Genomic DNA, 16,035 nt, shown 5'->3' on the forward strand with positions numbered 1-16,035 from the left:
TCCGAAGGAGTGAGAGCGCGTCAAGGAGTGAGAGCACATCAGCGACGAGGCACGACAAGGCAGAAAGGGACATGCCATGACCACGCAGACCGCACCAGTCACCAACGAACTGTCCACCCCGCAGACCGGCCGGTCGACCCAGACCCAGGCCACGACGGCCGTGTCCGGCGGCACGGCCGGGGCGGACCAGCCGGCCGCGAACCGTGGCCGGACGTCGATCGCCGACGTCGTCGTCGTGAAGGTGGCGGGCATCGCCGCCCGGGAGATCCCCGGCGTGTACGACATGGGCGGCGGCCTCTCGCGCACCATCGGCGCCGTACGCGACCGCGTGCCCGGTGGCCGGCCGAACGTGGGGCGGGGAGTGAAGGTCGAGGTGGGCGAGCGGCAGACGGCCATCGACCTCGACCTGGTCGTCGAGTACGGGGTGTCCGTCATGGACGTCGCCCAGGACGTGCGGGAGAACGTCATCTCCGCCGTGGAGCGCATCACCGGGCTTGAGGTCGTCGAGGTGAACGTCACGGTCAACGACGTGCACCTGCCCGACGAGGACGAGCCCGCGAGCGCGGCGGAGGCCCGCGTGGAGTAACACACCCGGTCAGGGGCAAAGGCAGGAGTGGATCGGGTGAGAGGTGGACGGGCATGAGCACACCGTTCGTGGGGATGGTCGCGGGCATGGCCCTGGCGTTCGCCGGGTTCTTCGGCGGGTTCGGAGCGTTCCTGCTCGTGGCCGCTCTCGGCGGCCTGGGCTGGGCGGTGGGCCGGTGGGCCGAGTCAGGCGGCAGTGTCCAGGACATACGGGACGCGTTCGAGCGGAGCCGTCGATGACCGCCGCCGCGCGGCGGGGCACCATCACCGTCTCGGAGCGGGCGGTGCGCCGGATCGCCGAGCGGGCCACCACCGAGGCGCTGCCCGCACCGGGCGGCGCCCGCGCGGCCCAGGCTGCGGCGTCCGTACGCGGCAGGAGGGCGAAGGTGTCCCTCGGGGTGACGCTGCCCTATCCGGCTCCGCTCGCCGACACCGTGCGGGACGTCCAGCGGCACGTGGTGGAACGCACCCGGGAACTGACGGGGCTGGAGGTGCCGACCGCGCGTGTCAACGTCGTCGCGCTCGCCCCGCCGCCGCCCTCACAGCCCCTGGTCTCCCCCGCCCAGGAGGCCGACCCGGATGTCGGCGACAGTCGTTCGCCCCGGCGCTGGTGGTCCCGGCGCCGGATTCCGGTCGCCGTGCTCGCCTCGGTGGCCGCCCTGGGCTGCGGTGCGCTCGCCCTCGACCTCGTCCGGGTGCACACCGCCCACCGGGCAGCCGCCACCTGGCGCACCTCCGCCGTGCACTGGCTGGCCGGGCACGGGCCCGGCGACCCGGCCGTCGTCGTCGCGGGCGGGCTGACGGCCCTGGTCGGCATCTGGATGGTCGTCCTCGCCCTCACCCCAGGCCGCCGTCACCAGTCCACCGTCCGCACCGAGGCGGGCCATGTGGACGCGGCGGTGGACCGCTCGGCGGTTCAGTCCCTGGTCCGCGACGCGGTGGGAGACGTGGAGGGCATCGGAGCGGTACGGGTTCGGGTACGACGCCGACGAGTCACCGTGCGGGCCGGGCTCGCCTTCGGCGACCGGGCAGACGCCTACACCGCCGCCACGGCCGCGGCCCGCACCGCCCTGACCGCCTGCCGGCTGCGCCGCGGCCCCCGGTTGCGGGTGGTCGTCGCTCCGGAACCGGTCTGGCAGCCACCCGCCACGACAGCGGCCTCGACGGCGGACGCGACCGGGGCGGCACCGGGAGACGGTCACGACCGATCCGCACCCGCCTCCACCCTCGTATCCGCCCCGGGAGGTGACCGGTGATGCCCCGCACCGGTACCGCCGTCAACCGGACCGTCCTCGGCGCCGTAGGGCTCTCGTTCCTCCTTTCGGGCTCATGGCTCGCCGCCACCGACCGCGCCTTCGCGGGCCGGCTGCCGTCGTGGTGGCCCACCGCCGGTACGGGCACGGTCCTTCTGGACCGCGACCGGCTCGCGCAGTTGCGCGGCGAGGGCTGGTGGACGCCCACCGTCATGGCCGCGTCGATCGGCCTGGCCGTGCTGTTCGCGCTCTGGTCCCTCGGGCAGTCGCGTTCGGGCAGGGCCCGGCGGCTCGCCCTGCCCTCCCCCGGCTGCACGGTGCGCCCTCGGGCCCTGGCCGAGGCGCTGGCCGCACGCGTGGCGGCCCTCCCCGGCATCGCCCGCAGCCGCGCCCGGGTGCTTCCCCGTCGCGGCCGGCGGCTGGAGGTGCGTCTGCGCGTCTGGCTGGAACCGGACACGCCCCCGGACGCCGTCCTGTCCGCCCTCCGCGCGGCGACGGCGGAGGCCGAGGGGGCGGTGACGCCGTACACGGCTCACACGCGGATCCGCCTGAGCGCCGTCTCACACCGAACGCGCCATGTCCGCTGAGCCGTACACCGACGTGCCCGGCGGGGCCCGCCCGGCGCGTCGGCCCGGACGGCCGCAGTGGCTACGGCTGGCGACGACCTGGTGGCCCGCGCTGCGGCGCACACCGGCGTCCCTGTGGAACGACGACATCACGGACTACGCGGCGGCACTGACGTACTACGCGATCCTGGCCGTGCTCCCAGCGATGCTGGCCACCGTTCTGGCGTTCGGCATGATCAGCCCGGACACGGCCGAGGAGTTCGTCACCCACGTCACCGCGTACGCCCCGGCCCAGTCCGGTGCCGAGCTGCACGCCGTCCTGACCCGCGCGCTGGGCACGGACGGGACGGTCTGGCCGCTGCTGGTGGCGGGTGCGGCCAGCGCGCTGTGGTCGGCCTCCAGTTACCTCGCCGTCTTCCGCCGCGCCCTGCACCACATGCACCGTGTCGAGGACCGTCGTTCGCCCTGGCGCAAGGCGCCCCGCATCGTGCTGACCGCGCTCGCGCTGCTCGGCCTGCTTCTCATCGGCTCGCTCACCCTGCTGGTGACCGGCCCGCTCGCGGAGGCCGTCGGCCGGACCCTCGGCGTGGACACCACCGCCGCCTGGGCGTGGAGCCTGCTGCGCTGGCCCGTGCTGCTGTGTCTGGTCGCCCTGCTGGTCGTGGTCGTCTTCCACACAGGCCCGACCGGGGCACGTCGGCGCGGGCACAGCCTGCCCGGCGGCGCACTGGCCGCCGCGCTGTGGCTGACCGTGTCCGCGGGCTTCTCGTCGTACGCCTCGACTCTCGGCGCCTACAGCAGGCTGTACGGCTCGCTGTCCGGCATCGTCGTCTTCCTGATCTGGCTGTGGCTGTCGAACCTCGCGCTGCTGAGCGGCGCGCAGTTCGCCGCGGAACTCGCCAAGGGCGCGGCTGTCCGCGCGGGCGGGACCGGGACCGGTCAGAGCGGGACCGGTCAGAGCACGGGGAAGGGCCCTGTCCCGTAACACGCCTCGGGCAGCGGGTCGGGGGCGCCGGACGGGTCGAGCAGGTGGGCGACGACGGCACCGGTGGTGTGATGCCAGAAGCGGTGTCGGCGCAGCATCGCGTGGTCGCCGCCGGCGATGACCGCCATCCCCGCCGGCCCCGCCTTGTTCCGTGCCCGGCGCACGCCGTCGGCCGACTCGGTGGGCGAGGTCACGCGGTCCCGTTCGCCGTGCAGGACGACGACGTGCCGGTCCGCCGTCTGCTCCACCGGCTCGCCCGGCGGCCACCACGGCGCGAGGGCGACCACACCTTGCACCAGCGGGTGACCGGCGGCACGCAGGGCGGCCCGCCCGCCCATGGAGTGGCCGAGCAGCACGGTCGGCACGGGGCCGACGAGTTCGGCGAGGCCGTCCAGCGCGCGCAGGGTGTCGTGTGCCGGGTCGGCGCGCTCCCCGTTCCAGCCGCGGAGGCGGTAGCGGACCTGGGCGACCAGGACGTCCTGGTGCGGCAGTGCGCCGATCACCGCGCGCACGACGGGGCCCATGCGCAACGCGGCGAGCTGCCAGGGCCGGGCGGGGCGCTCGCTCGCCGCCTCGCCGCCGTGCAGCACCAGGACGGCCGCCCTCGGGCGCGGCGGACGCCGTCGCACCGTCAACGGGACGTGTCCGGTGTGGCCTTGTGGCTCGATGAGGCACTCCTCAGGTCTCCGTGCAACCCCCGCACGGGCGGTTCTGTGGTCCCGTGGTGCTGTGGTCCTCGGGCAGCCGTATCCTTCCCGGTCCGGTCCGTCACGCCGGCCCCGGCCCCCTCGGTCGCGGCGGGCGTGGCAGGAGGCCGCTGGTGCGGGCCCGGTACTCGGCGTACCCGGGCCGGTCGGCCATGTGCCGTTCCATCAGCCGCTTCCCGCTGCCCCGGGGTCAGCGACAGGCTCATCACCACCGGGGACACGACGGACACGACGGCCGCGCCCAGGGAATCGCAGGCGAGCGGGAACAGGCCTCACCACACGCAGAAGTCCCCGAAGCAGTTGGGGTGCCGGGTCCACGTCCACAGCCCCCGGTCCATGATCCGGCCCCGGTTGGCGAGATCGCTCCGGAACCGGGCCGGTCGGGCGTCCCCGACCGCCTCGAAGCCGATCCCGACCGCCCACAGCGCCGTACCCGCCCAGGCGACGGCGGACAGCGGGCCGGGGACGTACTGCGCGGCCCGCACGGGCAGGGACACCAGCCAGACCAGCGCGCCCCGGAGGAGGTGGACCATGCGCAGCGCGAACGCGCTCCACGGGAAGCCGTTCACGGTCGGCCCACGCCCTCGGCGGGGTTCCGCTCGGTGAAGAGGTACTGCTCTACGTCGAGGTAGCCGGCCCGGAACCCGGCCTCGGAGCAGGCAAGCGGGCAGGGGCACGGTCACTCCTGCGGCAGGGGTCCTCCGCGGGAGGCCCAGGCCACCAGTGTGCGCGCGTCGCACCTGGCCGCCTGCGCCAGGGACCGGTCGTACTCCTGCCTCCCCAGACCTCGTACGAGCCGGCCCTGGGACTTCGAGATCCCGAAGTCCGCCAGACGCCCGGCGATCCGCCGGTGGGACCAGGTCGGCTCCGTACGGCGGCGTGCTGGTGGCGGTGGCCACGAGCTGGACGCGCGCCTGGGGCCGTGGAGTTTCGGGTGCCCCGGGCGGTCGGCGTCGTCCGACCCGGGGAGCGCGGGCAGCCCGGGGAGCGCGAAGCGGCCACGCCGTTTGCGCACCGTGTCCACGCCGGTGGCGCAGGCAGCGGCGATCTGGCTGTTCGTCGGTTCGTCCGCCGTGCCCGGCACGATCCCGGCCCGTAGTACCTGCCGGCCTGGCCCGATGTCGAGCCGAGGAGGACGGCCACGAGCACAGCCGCGGCGGCCATGGCCGCGCCGCCGCAGCGCAGTGCCAGATGCAGCCCTTCGATGAAGGCGCTGTTCACGGCGTCATGGACGGGTGCGGGCAGGAGCTGGGTTCTGTCTGTTCCCGTGCCGGCGACCGAGTCCGCGATGCCGTGGCGGATCTCTGGGGGAACGTCGAGCCGATCGAGCGATCCGGTCAGCGTGGCGGTCAGGCGGCTGGAGAGGACGGCTCCCAGGGCGGCGACGCCGACGACGCCACCGATCTCGCGCAGCATGTTGAGGGTCGCAGAGGCCATACCGGCCTGGGCGAGGGGGACGCGCTGCATGACCATGATGGACACCGGTGTGAAGGTCATCCCCATGCCGATTCCCATGGCGAGCAACACCCACAGATACTCCAGGTAGCGGGCGTGCTCACCGTAGAACGAGAGGCCGCCGAGAGCCGCGGCGCACAGGGTCAGGCCGGTCACCAGAGGAATCCGGGGGCCGCATTTCGCGGTGAACGTGCCGGACAGCGGTGCGGCGATGACGATCATCGCGGTCATGGGCAGCCCCGCCAGGCCCGCGCTCGACGGCGACCAGCCCATCACGTCCTGCATGAGCAACGGCAGGAAGAACGACGCACCGAACATGCCGAAGCTGATCATGAATCCGCTCACCGCGGCTCCGCTGAGCACCGGGTCCCGGAAGAAGTGCAGGTCGAGCATGGGGTCGGTGGTGCGGAGTTCGACCACCACGAAGGCCGACAGGGCTACTGCCACCGCCGCCGCGAGGTTCAGGACACGGGTGTCGGTCCAGCCGCGGGCCGGTCCTTCGATGAGTACGTAGACCAGGGCGCCGGAGCCCAGCACCGAGAGCAACTGGCCCGGAAGGTCCACCCGTTTGGCCCGGCCCGCGAACTCCGGGAGCACTCGGGCGGCGAGCAGCAGCCCTGCCGCTCCGATCGGGACGTTGATCCAGAACACGCTGGCCCATCCGAACGCGTCCACCATCGGCCCGCCCAGGACCGGGCCGGTCGCCAGGCCCAGGGCGGAGACACCGGACCAGAGCCCGACAGCCCGGGCCCGCTCCTTCTCGTCGGTGAAAACGTGCCGCAGAATCGACAGGCTGCCCGGCGTGAGCAGTGCCGCACCGAGTCCTTTGCAGCATCCGTGCGGCGATCAGCGGGCCGATCGCCCCGGACAGGGCCGCCGCCGCTGATCCTGCCGTGAACAGCGTCAGTCCGGTGAGGAAGATCCGTCTGCGGCCGTACCGGTCGCCGAGTGTGCCGCCGGTGAGCAGGAGGGCGGCGTAGACCAGGCGTAGCCCTCGACCACCCACTGCAGTCCGCTGACACCGGCGTGCAGCTGCTGCCCGATGCGGGGCAGGGCGTTGTTGACGATGACGTTGTCGAGCATCGCCATGAACATCGTGGCGCACAAGGCGGCAAGCACGAGCCTCTTGCGCCGGGAGGTGAACTCCTCCATCGCATTCCCTAACAATGTTAGTCGGTCATCCGGAGCCGCCAGATTGCCTCTAACAGTGTTAGATTGCCAACTGGTTTTCTTTCGACGGAGGTGACCGGTGGCACGAGACAGCACAGCCGAGGGCGCCGCACAGCCAGGACTGACCCGCGAGACGCTCGTGGCGGCGGCCCTGGTGGTGCTGGAACGTGAAGGCATCGGCGGGCTGTCGATGCGTAAGGTCGCCGCCGAACTGGGAGTGAAGGCGGCCTCCCTGTACTGGCACGTCCGCAACAAGGAACAGCTGCTGGACCTGCTCACCGACGCGCTCATGGCCGATGCCGAGCCGCCACCCAGGCAGGGCGACTGGCGGGAGCAGCTCCGCGAGTACTCGCTGCGCCACCGACGGCACCTGCTGGCCAAACGCGACTCCGCCAAGGTCGTCGCGGGGCGGCTCGCACTCGGCCCGAACCTGCTGCGTCTCATGGAGGAGCAGTTGGACCGGCTACGGGAAGCCGGATTCTCCGACGCCGACGCCGCCCTGGCCAACTACCTTCTCGGTGCCTTCGTCCAGGGCTTCGTCCTCCAGGAACAGGCGCCCATCTCCGCGTCCGAGACCGAGGGCGCCAGCCGGTCCGAAGTCGCCCGGACAGCAGCCGACCGACTGCGCGGACTGCCCGAAACGACCTTCCCGAACCTCGTGGCCCTGGCCGACGACCTCACCGCCCCGTCCATGGAGGACCGCTTCGCCTTCGGCCTCGACCGTCTCCTGGACGGACTGGCGGCCCTGCTCACCGAGAACCCCGCACATCCGACAGCCGAACCCGTCCCCCTCGAAGGGCAGCCCTGACCAATGAGCGACCGCACCTACCGCGTCATCGTCCGCGGCACCTTTGCCGACCTCGACGAGGCCCAGCGTGCCGCACTCATCGAGACCGCCGCCGAACACGACCTCCTCAACGCCACGTTGACAGACGAGGGAACGCTCACCTACGAGGTCCCGCCACGCACTTTCACGTTCCGCTGCGTCGTCCGGCAACCCGCCGACGCCGATGACGCAGCCGCGGTCCGACGGGCCTGCGACAGGGCAGCCGCCGACCTGGCCCGCCGCGGGATCCGCCACAGCGCGCTGCGCGGCACCGCCACCAGCCTCGACGACATGAAGATCCGGCGCCCTCGACGCTGACCGGTCCCTGCCGCGTTCTCTTGCGGCACCAGCTGCGTAACACATTGACGCGGCGCCGTACCAGGTAGTTCGAACTGTCCCGCCGGGACAGTTCGTTCGTGTTCGTTCACCAGGTCCGGTGGTGACGAGTTCGAGGAATAGCGACGGGCCGGCCCCGCGTTGGCACGACCGTGACGACCAATGCGCCGCGCCCCGAAGTGTTGCGATACACCGCCTTCTCCAGCGATCCCGACGGCGGAAACCCCGCCGGCGTCGTGCTGGACGCCACCGACCTGGACGACAGCGGAATGCTGGCCGTCGCCACCGACCTCGGATACTCGGAATCCGCGTTCCTGACCGCGCCCCCGGCGGGCCTCGGCGGCCAGGAGGGGCGGGCGTACAGCATCCGCTACTTCAGCCCCAAGGCCGAGGTGCCGTTCTGCGGGCACGCCACCGTCGCGACCGCCGTCGCGCTCGCCGAGCGGATCGGCCCCGGGGAGCTGCTGTTCGCGACGCGCGCCGGCACCGTGCCCGTGGAGGTGACCGAGGAGGGCGGGACGGTCAGGGCCACGCTCACCAGCGTCGAGCCGCACATCGCGCGGATCGCCGACGCCGATCTCGCGGAAGCGCTCGCCTCGCTGGGCTGGCCGGCCGCCGATCTCGACCCGGCCTTTCCGCCCCGTATCGCGTTCGCCGGTGCCCGCCATCTCGTTCTCGGGGCGGCGACGCGCGCTCGCCTCGCGGATCTCACCTACGACTTCGCGCGCCTCGAAGCCCTGATGCACCGCTTGGACCTGACCACGGTCCAGTTGGTGTGGCGGGCGTCGGCCACCGTCTTCCATGTCCGTGACCCGTTCCCCGTCGGTGGCGTCGTCGAGGACCCGGCGACCGGCGCCGCGGCCGCCGCGTTCGGTGCGTACGCCCGGGAGTTCGGCCTGGTCCCCGAGGACGCCGTCCTCACCCTGCACCAGGGCGAGGATCTGGGCCGCCCTGGCGAACTCACCGTGACGCTGCGCGCGGGTGACTCGCGCGTCCGTGTCGGCGGCGCGGGAACTCGCATCAGCTAGAGCGTCATCCATGACGGCGGAGCGGGCACAGGTCAGGACCGATGACGAAAGGGCGGCTGCGCACGGACAGCGACAGCGACAGCGACAGCGACAGCGACAGCCGGAACGTCAGCCGTCGCGTTCCGCGCCGACGAGGACGAAGGCCATCGTGACCGGTCGGCCGCTGCGGTTGCGCCAGCCGTGGCGGGTGCCGTTCTGGATCACGATGTCACCTGCCGCGAGGCGGGTGCACCTGCCGTCGTCGAGTTCGAGGACGACCTCGCCCTCCAGCACGATGCCGTAGTCCACGGTCGGCGTCGCGTGCATGCCGTCGGGCTCGATGAGGTCCGCGATGCCGGGCGAATCCTCCCGCTGCTCGCGGTCGAAGGCGACGGGGTCGAACGCCGGGTCGGCCATCGCGGTGTCCGGCGGGAAGGTCAGGACGACGAACCGCGTGCCGCCGGGTGCCGGAAGCAGGCTGGTGACCTTCGGTGTGGGGTCCTCTCCGGTCCCGCCGACCCGCCCGCCGGGTTCGGTGGCCCACGGCAGGCGGGACACCCAGCCCGGCAGGCTGGTGAACTCCCGGCTGCGCGGGACGGGGCCGTCGCTGACGACCACCGACCTGCCGTTCTCGTCGTGGCCGGTGACGACTCTTCGCATACGTCTCTCCTCGGTCGGTCGCGTCGGATTCGCCGGGCCAGGCCCACCGGACCCGTCGAATCGCTTGGGCCGTCAGTCGGGCCGGCCGCTGCCGGGCTCGGTCGGCGCCCCGAGCGCGGTCGCCCAGGCGTCCAGGACGTCGGCCACCGTGGGAGCGGGCGCCCGCAGCAGGGCCGAGGCCACCGTGCGTACGAACAGCCGGTGCCGGTCGTCCGTGAGGTACTCCACCGGGGACTTGCCGTCCACCCGCGCGAGCAGCAGCGCGGGCAGCAGTGACGCGGCGCGCGCATCGAGGGCCGGCCGGGGCTCCCAGTCGACACACCGGACGTACTCCTCGGTCAACACCCGGGCGGACCGCAGGAGTTCGACGCGGCGCCCGGGCACCACCAGGCTCTTGAGCAGCAGATGGTTGACGCAGAAGGCGAGGTCGAAGGCCGGATCGCCGTACCAGGCGCACTCGGCGTCCAGCAGTACCGGCCCGGACGGTCCGACGAGGATGTTCTTGGGGCTGATGTCGCCGTGCACCAGGGCCAGACGTGTCGTGGCCGTACGATCGGCGAGGCCCTGGAGGATCTCGCCCAGACCGGGGTGCGCTGCAGCGGTGGCCAGCAGATACGGCTCGACGCGCAGGGCGTGGAAGTTGTCGTCGGTGGCGAACTCCGCGGCGAGGGCGGCGTCGCCCGCGCTCGCCGCGTGCAGGGTGCCGAGCAGCTCTCCAACGGCCGCCGCGGTCGCCACCCGCACCTCGCCGTCCAGCAACCGCGCCTTCCACATGGGGTATCGGTCGGGTGGCAGGTACGCCATCGCGAAGACGCCGGCTTCGGGGTCGTGGGCGAGCAGTTCGGGCACGCTGTCCGGGCGGTGCCGGGACGCGAACCGCATCCAGGCCCATTCGTAGGCGTTGCGCGACACCGGCGCCTGCCAGTCGGCGGCGACCTTCAACCTGGCCAGGGCGCGTTTGACGCAGAGAGATCGTCCCGGCAGGTCCACTCGCCACAGGTCCGACGAGACACCGCCGGCCAGCGGCGTCCAGCGGGCGGCTTCGCCGGGTGCGGCGAGCTTGTGGGCGGTCAGGAAGTCGGCCAGCGCGGGATCCGGGATCGCCCGCGCAGGGGGCCGGGTCATCGCCCGTCCCCCTGCCCGGCAGGCAGACCACGGGGAGCGTTGCAGGCGTGGGCCGGCGCCTCGCCCGCCAGGATCCGTACGACCTCCTCTGCGGCGCGGCGGCGCAGTTCCGTGACCGAGGCGTCGGAGGAGAAGGCGATGTGCGGGGTGAGGAGTGCGCCCGGCTGGTCCAACAGTGCGGCGGGGACGTGCGGTTCGGTCTCCAGCACGTCGAAGGCGGCTCCGTCCAGGTGCCCACTGTCCAGCGCCTTGATCACCGCGTCGGTGTCCACGAGGCCTCCTCGGCTGACGTTGACCAGCAGGCCGCCCGGTGGCATCAGTGCCAGCTGCTCGGCGCCGATGATGTGGTGCGTGCCAGGTGTGAGCGGCACGTGGAGGATGACCACGTCGCTGCGGCGCAGCAGTTCCTCCAGGCCGGCCATCTCCACTCCAGGGGCGTCCTTCGGCGGGTACGGGTCGTGGGCCAGGATGCGGCAGCCGAACGCGCCGAGCTTGCGTACGGTGGCACGCCCGATGCGTCCGTATCCGACGACACCGCAGGTCAGCGTCGACAGGCGGCGCAGTCGGGCGCCGGCGGGGTTCCATCGGCCCGCGCGGACCTCCCGGTCGGAGACTGCCAGGCCCCGTGTCCAGGCCAGCACCATGCCGACGGCGTGGTCGGAGACCTCCTCGACGCAGTAGTCCGGCACGTTGGTGACCCACACCCCGCGCTCGGTGGCGGTGTCCACGGCGATGTTGTCGAGGCCGACGCCGAGCCTGGCCACGATCCGCAGCTCCGGCGAGGTGCCGATCGCGGTGGCGGAGACAGGGGCCCAGCAGGTCAGGATCCCGGCCGGCCGGTGCTCGGCCACCAGTTCCTCGATCGCCTCGGCGGAGGCGGGATCGGCGGGGCCGGTCACCAGGGTGTGGCCCGCCTCCTCGACGACCGATCGTTCGACGGCGTCGTCGGGCCAGGCATGGTCGGTGAGCAGCACGGTGCCGGGGCGGCTCGGTGGTTTCATGGCAGGTCGTCCTCGCAGAATCGTGCGGCCGCCGCGGACTGCCGGGCGTCGTGCCCGGTCGCGTCCGGTGAGCGGGTCTGATCGCCACCGGGAGGGCGGCCGTCGGCATGTCCGTTTGACCGTCGGCCACCCGGGGCGGGTGGAGGGGGTTGCTGGGCTCGGGTCCGGGGTGTCGCCGGCGCTCGCCGACTTGTGGTCGGTGCGGGCGCCGCGGTACGCCCCTGGAACGGGTCACGAGATACCGGGGCACGTCGAATCACTTTGTCACAGCCACGCGATGCTAACGATAGCACTGGGGGTCTTCAACACGTCAAGAGTGCGGCGCACACCCGGTCCCCGGCCCGCCCGCGGCGACATCCGTTCGGAGCGAGGAACCCGCTCATCACGGGAAAACGAGGAACGCGGAAGAAATCCGGTGTTCACATCTTGACGCGCCGGAGACTTCCCCTTCATGGTTCTGCCAGCGCCGACCGTGCGACCGATAAGAGTCCGCACGGGGTCCGGCTGTCGAAGACGCCATAGCCACGGACGTCCCCGACGGGCGATATACGGCTGAATTCCGCATGCGGTGTCCGACCGTGCGGCAGCGAATCGTCCCCATTCCGTCAGCCGACGACGGCATCGCCGTCGCCGTCCCAAGTCCGTGCTCAGCTCACCGCTTCTCGCCAATCGTCCGTACGCCCCCGCCGTACGGACGGTGGATCCGCCGCGGCCTGCCGTGGCCCATTCCTCCTCAGGAGCCGCTATGACTCACGCAGCGCAAGTCGACACCGGTGTGACGCCCGCCGTGGGCACACAGGAAAACAACCGTGCCCCCATTTCCCGCCTCATGATCGGGGTGGGCTTCCTGCTGATCGTCCTCTCCTACATGGTCAACGCGATGGACCGCCAGGTCTTTCCCCCGCTGCTGCCCAGCATCCGCGCGGACTACGGGTTCTCGCTGGAGCAGGGCGGGCTGCTGGCGACGAACTTCACCCTCGGCATGGCGCTGGCCGGTCTGCCGGCGGGCTATCTCCTGGACCGCTTCCGCCGCAAGACCGTGCTGCTGGTCAGCATCGTGATCTACTCTCTGGGCACGATGGCCACACCGCTGGCGACCGGTTTCGCGGACATGACGGTGTACCGGGTCGTCTCGGGCTTCGGTGAGGGCATGCAGTCCGCCGCCATCTTCGCGGCGCTCGGCGCCTTCTTCGCCCACCGGCGGGGCCTCGCCTTCGGCGTCATCGGCGTGGGCTACTCCGTCGGCGTGTTCATCGCCCCGCTCATCGGCGTCCGCCTGATGAGCGCGCACGGCACCTGGCACTCGCCCTTCTACCTGTTCGGCGCGGCCGGGCTGCTGATCGCCACCGCCTGCCTGTTCCTGGTGAAGACCGGTCTGACCGAGCACTCCGTCGAGAAGGTCGCCTCGACCAGGACCTACGAGTACATGCCGGCCTCCACCTACAACCGGAACACCATCGCCCTGGCCGTCCACTCGGTCGTCAGCGGTGTGGCCATCTACGGGTTCCTCGGCCTCTACCCGACGTACCTCATCACCTCCCTCCACTACACCACCGGGCAGGCCGCACTGGCCATGAGCCTCCTCGGCTTCGGCGGCATGTCCGCTGTTCTCGGCGGCTGGCTCGGCGACCGTGTGAACCAGCGCAACCTGCTGATCGGGAGCATGCTGGCCGTCTCCGCCATCAGCGTGTGCATCTACCAGACACACCCCGGAGTCGGCCTGCAGTACGCGCTCGCCTTCCTCATGGGCGCCTTCGGTCTGGGCTTCATCTATCCCAACACCAACAGCGCGATGCAGCGGTCCGTCCGTCCCGAGCAGATCGGGCGGGCCTCCGGTCTCTTCGTCACCAGCTACTACGGGACGGCGGCGTTCTCGGGCCTGCTCTTCGCAGCCCTGGTGGACACCTTCGACTGGAGCAGGGCCGGGTTGCTGCAGGTCACGGTCCTGCCGCTGCTCGGGGCACTGGCGCTGACCTTCGTCCGCCCCTCCCAGTTCAACAACGCGGTCCGGTAGGGCGCCGCCGGCGGCAATCCTCCGACAGGACACGGGAGCCGCAGGACAAGGAAGCCGCCATCGACACACCACCGGGGCCCGCCCACCGCCGAGCGGTGGGCGGGCCCCGGTGCGAGGACCTCTGGAAAGTGCCGCCGTCCGGCGTCAGAGGCTCTCTGCCACGACCGGATTGCGCAGGACGCCGATGCCCTCGATCTCCACCTCGATCTCGTCGCCGGGGAGGATCGGCCCGACGCCCGAAGGCGTGCCGGTCATGATCGCGTCCCCGGGCAGCAGGGTCAGGTGGCGGCTGAGGTAGCTGACGATGTCGGGAACGGCGAGCAGCAGGTCCGCCGTACTCGCCGACTGCTTGACGGTGCCGTTCACACGGGTCGTCAGCGACAGTCCCGAGGGGTCGAGTCCGGTCGCGATGACCGGTCCGAGGGGGGCGAAGGTGTCCTGTCCTTTACCGATCAGGAGCGTTCCGAACGCGCTTTCCTTGCGCTGGACGATGCGGTCGCTGACGTCATTGCCGCACGTATAGCCAAGGATGTACTCCCGAGCCTCGGAAGGTTTCACATGGCGGGCTTCCTTTCCGATGACGACGACCAACTCGCCCTCGAAATGGATCAGTTCACCATCGGTCGGATAGACGATGGCCTCACCCGGTCCGATCACCGCGGTGCTCGGCTTCATGAAGCACACGGGAACCTCCGGGACGTCGCGGTCGGTCTCGTCGACGTGCGAGGCGTAGTTGTAGGCGAATCCGAAGACCCGGGGCCGCTCGAGCGGCGGGAGAATGACGACGTCACCGACTTCGTCGACGTGCCCGGTAGGGGCCAGTCCGGTGAAAAGGTCACCCTCGCATCTCACGATCCTGGCGTCACCGGCTTCGAATTCTCCGTAGTGACGCACACCGCCGACGGCATACCTGACGATCCGCACGGAAACCTCCGCAACTAGGCAGCCACGAGCGGCTGCACGGCCCATTCAGCAATGCTAACGTTAGCACGAGACGATGATCCGCTCCGGCGCCCAACGTCTCCGACCGTGGTGCGCGACGACAGCACTATCGTTGGCATCCGGAAAGCAGCGGCGCGGGACCAGTCACCCGAGGGGGCCCCTTACGTGATCACGACCAGGGACATCGCCGAACGTCTGGGGGTTTCCGTCTCGACGGTCGGCCGGGCTCTCGCCGACGATCCCCGCATCAGCGAGGAGACCAAGTTCCGGGTCCGCCAGGCCGCCTCCGAGATGGGGTACGTCGGCAACCGCGCGGCGCGGATGATGCGCGGAGCGTCGAGCAACGTGGTCGGGCTGGTGATCCCGGACATCCGCAACAGCTTCTACTCGACCATCGCGCACGAGATGTCCAAGAACATGGAGGCCGAGGGCTTCCAGCTGATGCTCTCGGAGACGGACGACGACCGGATGGTGGAGCTGCGCCATCTGCGGGAACTGTCCGCGAACCGTGTGGCGGGCATCATCATCGTGCCCACCGCGCGCCCGCACGGCGACTCCGTCAAGCTCCTGCGCACACTGCCGCACCTGCAACTGCTGCGCCGCCACCCCTCGCTCGGCGCCCAGTGGTTCGGCGTGGACGACCACGAGTCGCTGCGCCAGGGAACGGCCCATCTGGTGACTCAGGGACACACCCGCATCGCGTACGTGGGCGGCCCCACGGAGCTGCCCACGGGCGCGGAACGTCTGCGCGGTTTTCGCAGCGCCCTGAGCGAGGGCGGCCTGCCGGACGACGCGGGGCGCACGGAACTGGGGCCGCCGGCGTCGGTGGCCCACGGCCGCCAGGCCGTACGCCGACTGCTGCAGGGCCCGGACACGCCCACCGCGCTCGTACTGGGGTCGATCCAGCTTACCCTGGGGGTCCTGGAGGAGTTGTCCGAGCAGGGCGTGAAGGTGCCCGGGGAACTGTCCGTGGTCGGGTTCGGGGACGAGCCGGGGTTTTCCTGGTGGGGTCCCGGTCTCACCACGATCGGTCTGCCGATCCAGGAGATGGCCACCGGCTGTGCGCTGTGGCTGATCCGCCGGCTCAAGACCAAGCCGGGCAACGACGGCCCGTACACGTCGGTCTCCCCCGGATCGCTGGTCCTGCGCGGCAGCACGGCACCCCCTGACGGAAAGGCACCGTCCAGGTCCGTCTGAGCCGGGGCGCACTCACCCGCGAACACCGAAGACGCCCGAAGCGCATCGGATGCTGTTGACCCATCCGCCGGGCGGCCGACAAGTGGTGGGGGGGGGGGGGGGGGGGGGGGCCCCGGGGGCCGGCCGGGGGGGGGGGGGGGCCCCGGCAGGCGAGCCCCGCGGCGGGGCGTGGCGAAGGGCCCCGCCCAACCCCCCACAACCCCAGC

The 16,035-nt window shown here is 71.7% G+C and carries 16 protein-coding genes and 2 pseudogenes; 10 read left to right on the plus strand and 8 right to left on the minus strand.

Annotated elements, in window-relative coordinates; all coding sequences use genetic code 11:
- Positions 1-76: 76 nt before the first annotated feature.
- The 5 genes from ACH4YP_RS38830 to ACH4YP_RS38850 are packed head-to-tail and all read left to right on the plus strand — an operon-like array spanning position 77 to position 3,389.
- The gene (locus tag ACH4YP_RS38830; protein WP_398495728.1) at positions 77-586 is read left to right on the plus strand and encodes an Asp23/Gls24 family envelope stress response protein; all 510 of its coding nucleotides are present in this window, start codon (positions 77-79) and stop codon (positions 584-586) included.
- Positions 587-639: 53 nt separating this feature from the next.
- The gene (locus ACH4YP_RS38835; RefSeq protein WP_361070421.1) at positions 640-825 is read left to right on the plus strand and encodes a hypothetical protein; all 186 of its coding nucleotides are present in this window, start codon (positions 640-642) and stop codon (positions 823-825) included.
- Entirely contained in the window at positions 822-1,841 is a 1,020-nt protein-coding gene (locus ACH4YP_RS38840) for a DUF6286 domain-containing protein (RefSeq protein ID WP_398495730.1), read from the plus strand. The genes ACH4YP_RS38835 and ACH4YP_RS38840 overlap by 4 nt, the downstream gene beginning before the upstream one ends.
- Complete coding sequence (locus tag ACH4YP_RS38845) at positions 1,841-2,425, plus strand: hypothetical protein (protein WP_361070427.1); 585 nt, start codon at positions 1,841-1,843, stop codon at positions 2,423-2,425. Before ACH4YP_RS38840 ends, ACH4YP_RS38845 begins: the two co-directional genes overlap by 1 nt.
- Positions 2,415-3,389, plus strand: a complete 975-nt coding sequence (locus ACH4YP_RS38850; RefSeq protein WP_398495732.1) for a YihY/virulence factor BrkB family protein — start codon at positions 2,415-2,417, stop codon at positions 3,387-3,389. Before ACH4YP_RS38845 ends, ACH4YP_RS38850 begins: the two co-directional genes overlap by 11 nt.
- Here the strand turns inward: ACH4YP_RS38850 and ACH4YP_RS38855 are convergent.
- From ACH4YP_RS38855 to ACH4YP_RS38870, 4 genes and pseudogenes are all read right to left on the minus strand, one after another.
- Positions 3,359-4,024 (minus strand): alpha/beta fold hydrolase, encoded by a 666-nt coding sequence (locus ACH4YP_RS38855; RefSeq protein ID WP_398495734.1) that lies wholly within the window; start codon positions 4,022-4,024, stop codon positions 3,359-3,361. The genes ACH4YP_RS38850 and ACH4YP_RS38855 overlap by 31 nt on opposite strands.
- A 133-nt stretch (positions 4,025-4,157) precedes the next feature.
- Positions 4,158-4,641: pseudogene (locus ACH4YP_RS38860) on the minus strand (DUF1295 domain-containing protein); the annotation flags it as partial.
- A gap of 73 nt (positions 4,642-4,714) precedes the next feature.
- Positions 4,715-6,364, minus strand: a pseudogene (locus tag ACH4YP_RS38865) (MFS transporter); the annotation flags it as partial.
- A gap of 90 nt (positions 6,365-6,454) precedes the next feature.
- Positions 6,455-6,703, minus strand: coding sequence for a hypothetical protein (locus tag ACH4YP_RS38870; protein WP_361070439.1), 249 nt, complete (start codon positions 6,701-6,703; stop codon positions 6,455-6,457).
- 97 nt (positions 6,704-6,800) lie between these two features.
- On the opposite strand from ACH4YP_RS38870, the gene ACH4YP_RS38875 reads away from it, so the two are divergent.
- From ACH4YP_RS38875 to ACH4YP_RS38885, 3 genes are all read left to right on the plus strand, one after another.
- Positions 6,801-7,529 (plus strand): TetR/AcrR family transcriptional regulator, encoded by a 729-nt coding sequence (locus ACH4YP_RS38875; protein WP_398495735.1) that lies wholly within the window; start codon positions 6,801-6,803, stop codon positions 7,527-7,529.
- A gap of 3 nt (positions 7,530-7,532) precedes the next feature.
- Positions 7,533-7,865 (plus strand): DUF6204 family protein, encoded by a 333-nt coding sequence (locus ACH4YP_RS38880; protein WP_398495737.1) that lies wholly within the window; start codon positions 7,533-7,535, stop codon positions 7,863-7,865.
- A 170-nt stretch (positions 7,866-8,035) separates the two neighbouring features.
- Positions 8,036-8,911, plus strand: a complete 876-nt coding sequence (locus ACH4YP_RS38885) for a PhzF family phenazine biosynthesis isomerase (protein WP_361070448.1) — start codon at positions 8,036-8,038, stop codon at positions 8,909-8,911.
- A gap of 108 nt (positions 8,912-9,019) precedes the next feature.
- On the opposite strand, the gene ACH4YP_RS38890 is transcribed toward ACH4YP_RS38885, so the two are convergent.
- From ACH4YP_RS38890 to ACH4YP_RS38900, 3 genes are all read right to left on the minus strand, one after another.
- Positions 9,020-9,550 carry a cupin domain-containing protein gene (locus ACH4YP_RS38890; protein ID WP_361070451.1) on the minus strand — a complete coding sequence of 177 codons (531 nt, stop codon included), beginning with the start codon at positions 9,548-9,550 and terminating at the stop codon, positions 9,020-9,022.
- 72 nt (positions 9,551-9,622) lie between these two features.
- Positions 9,623-10,675 (minus strand): phosphotransferase family protein, encoded by a 1,053-nt coding sequence (locus ACH4YP_RS38895; protein WP_398495740.1) that lies wholly within the window; start codon positions 10,673-10,675, stop codon positions 9,623-9,625.
- Positions 10,672-11,676, minus strand: coding sequence for a C-terminal binding protein (locus ACH4YP_RS38900; protein WP_361070457.1), 1,005 nt, complete (start codon positions 11,674-11,676; stop codon positions 10,672-10,674). Before ACH4YP_RS38900 ends, ACH4YP_RS38895 begins: the two co-directional genes overlap by 4 nt.
- Positions 11,677-12,421: 745 nt before the next feature.
- On the opposite strand from ACH4YP_RS38900, the gene ACH4YP_RS38905 reads away from it, so the two are divergent.
- Positions 12,422-13,690, plus strand: coding sequence for an MFS transporter (locus ACH4YP_RS38905; RefSeq protein WP_361070459.1), 1,269 nt, complete (start codon positions 12,422-12,424; stop codon positions 13,688-13,690).
- A 144-nt stretch (positions 13,691-13,834) separates the two neighbouring features.
- Here the strand turns inward: ACH4YP_RS38905 and ACH4YP_RS38910 are convergent, their stop codons facing one another.
- Positions 13,835-14,614: a fumarylacetoacetate hydrolase family protein gene (locus ACH4YP_RS38910; RefSeq protein ID WP_398495742.1), complete on the minus strand. Its 780-nt coding sequence runs from the start codon at positions 14,612-14,614 to the stop codon at positions 13,835-13,837.
- 183 nt (positions 14,615-14,797) lie between these two features.
- Between ACH4YP_RS38910 and ACH4YP_RS38915 the strand changes: the two genes are divergently transcribed.
- Positions 14,798-15,829: a LacI family DNA-binding transcriptional regulator gene (locus ACH4YP_RS38915; RefSeq protein ID WP_361073398.1), complete on the plus strand. Its 1,032-nt coding sequence runs from the start codon at positions 14,798-14,800 to the stop codon at positions 15,827-15,829.
- Positions 15,830-16,035 lie beyond the last annotated feature (206 nt).

Origin of the sequence: Streptomyces sp. NPDC020747, from assembly GCF_044334695.1 — a bacterium.
In the GTDB taxonomy this organism is placed as follows: Bacteria; Actinomycetota; Actinomycetes; order Streptomycetales; family Streptomycetaceae; genus Streptomyces.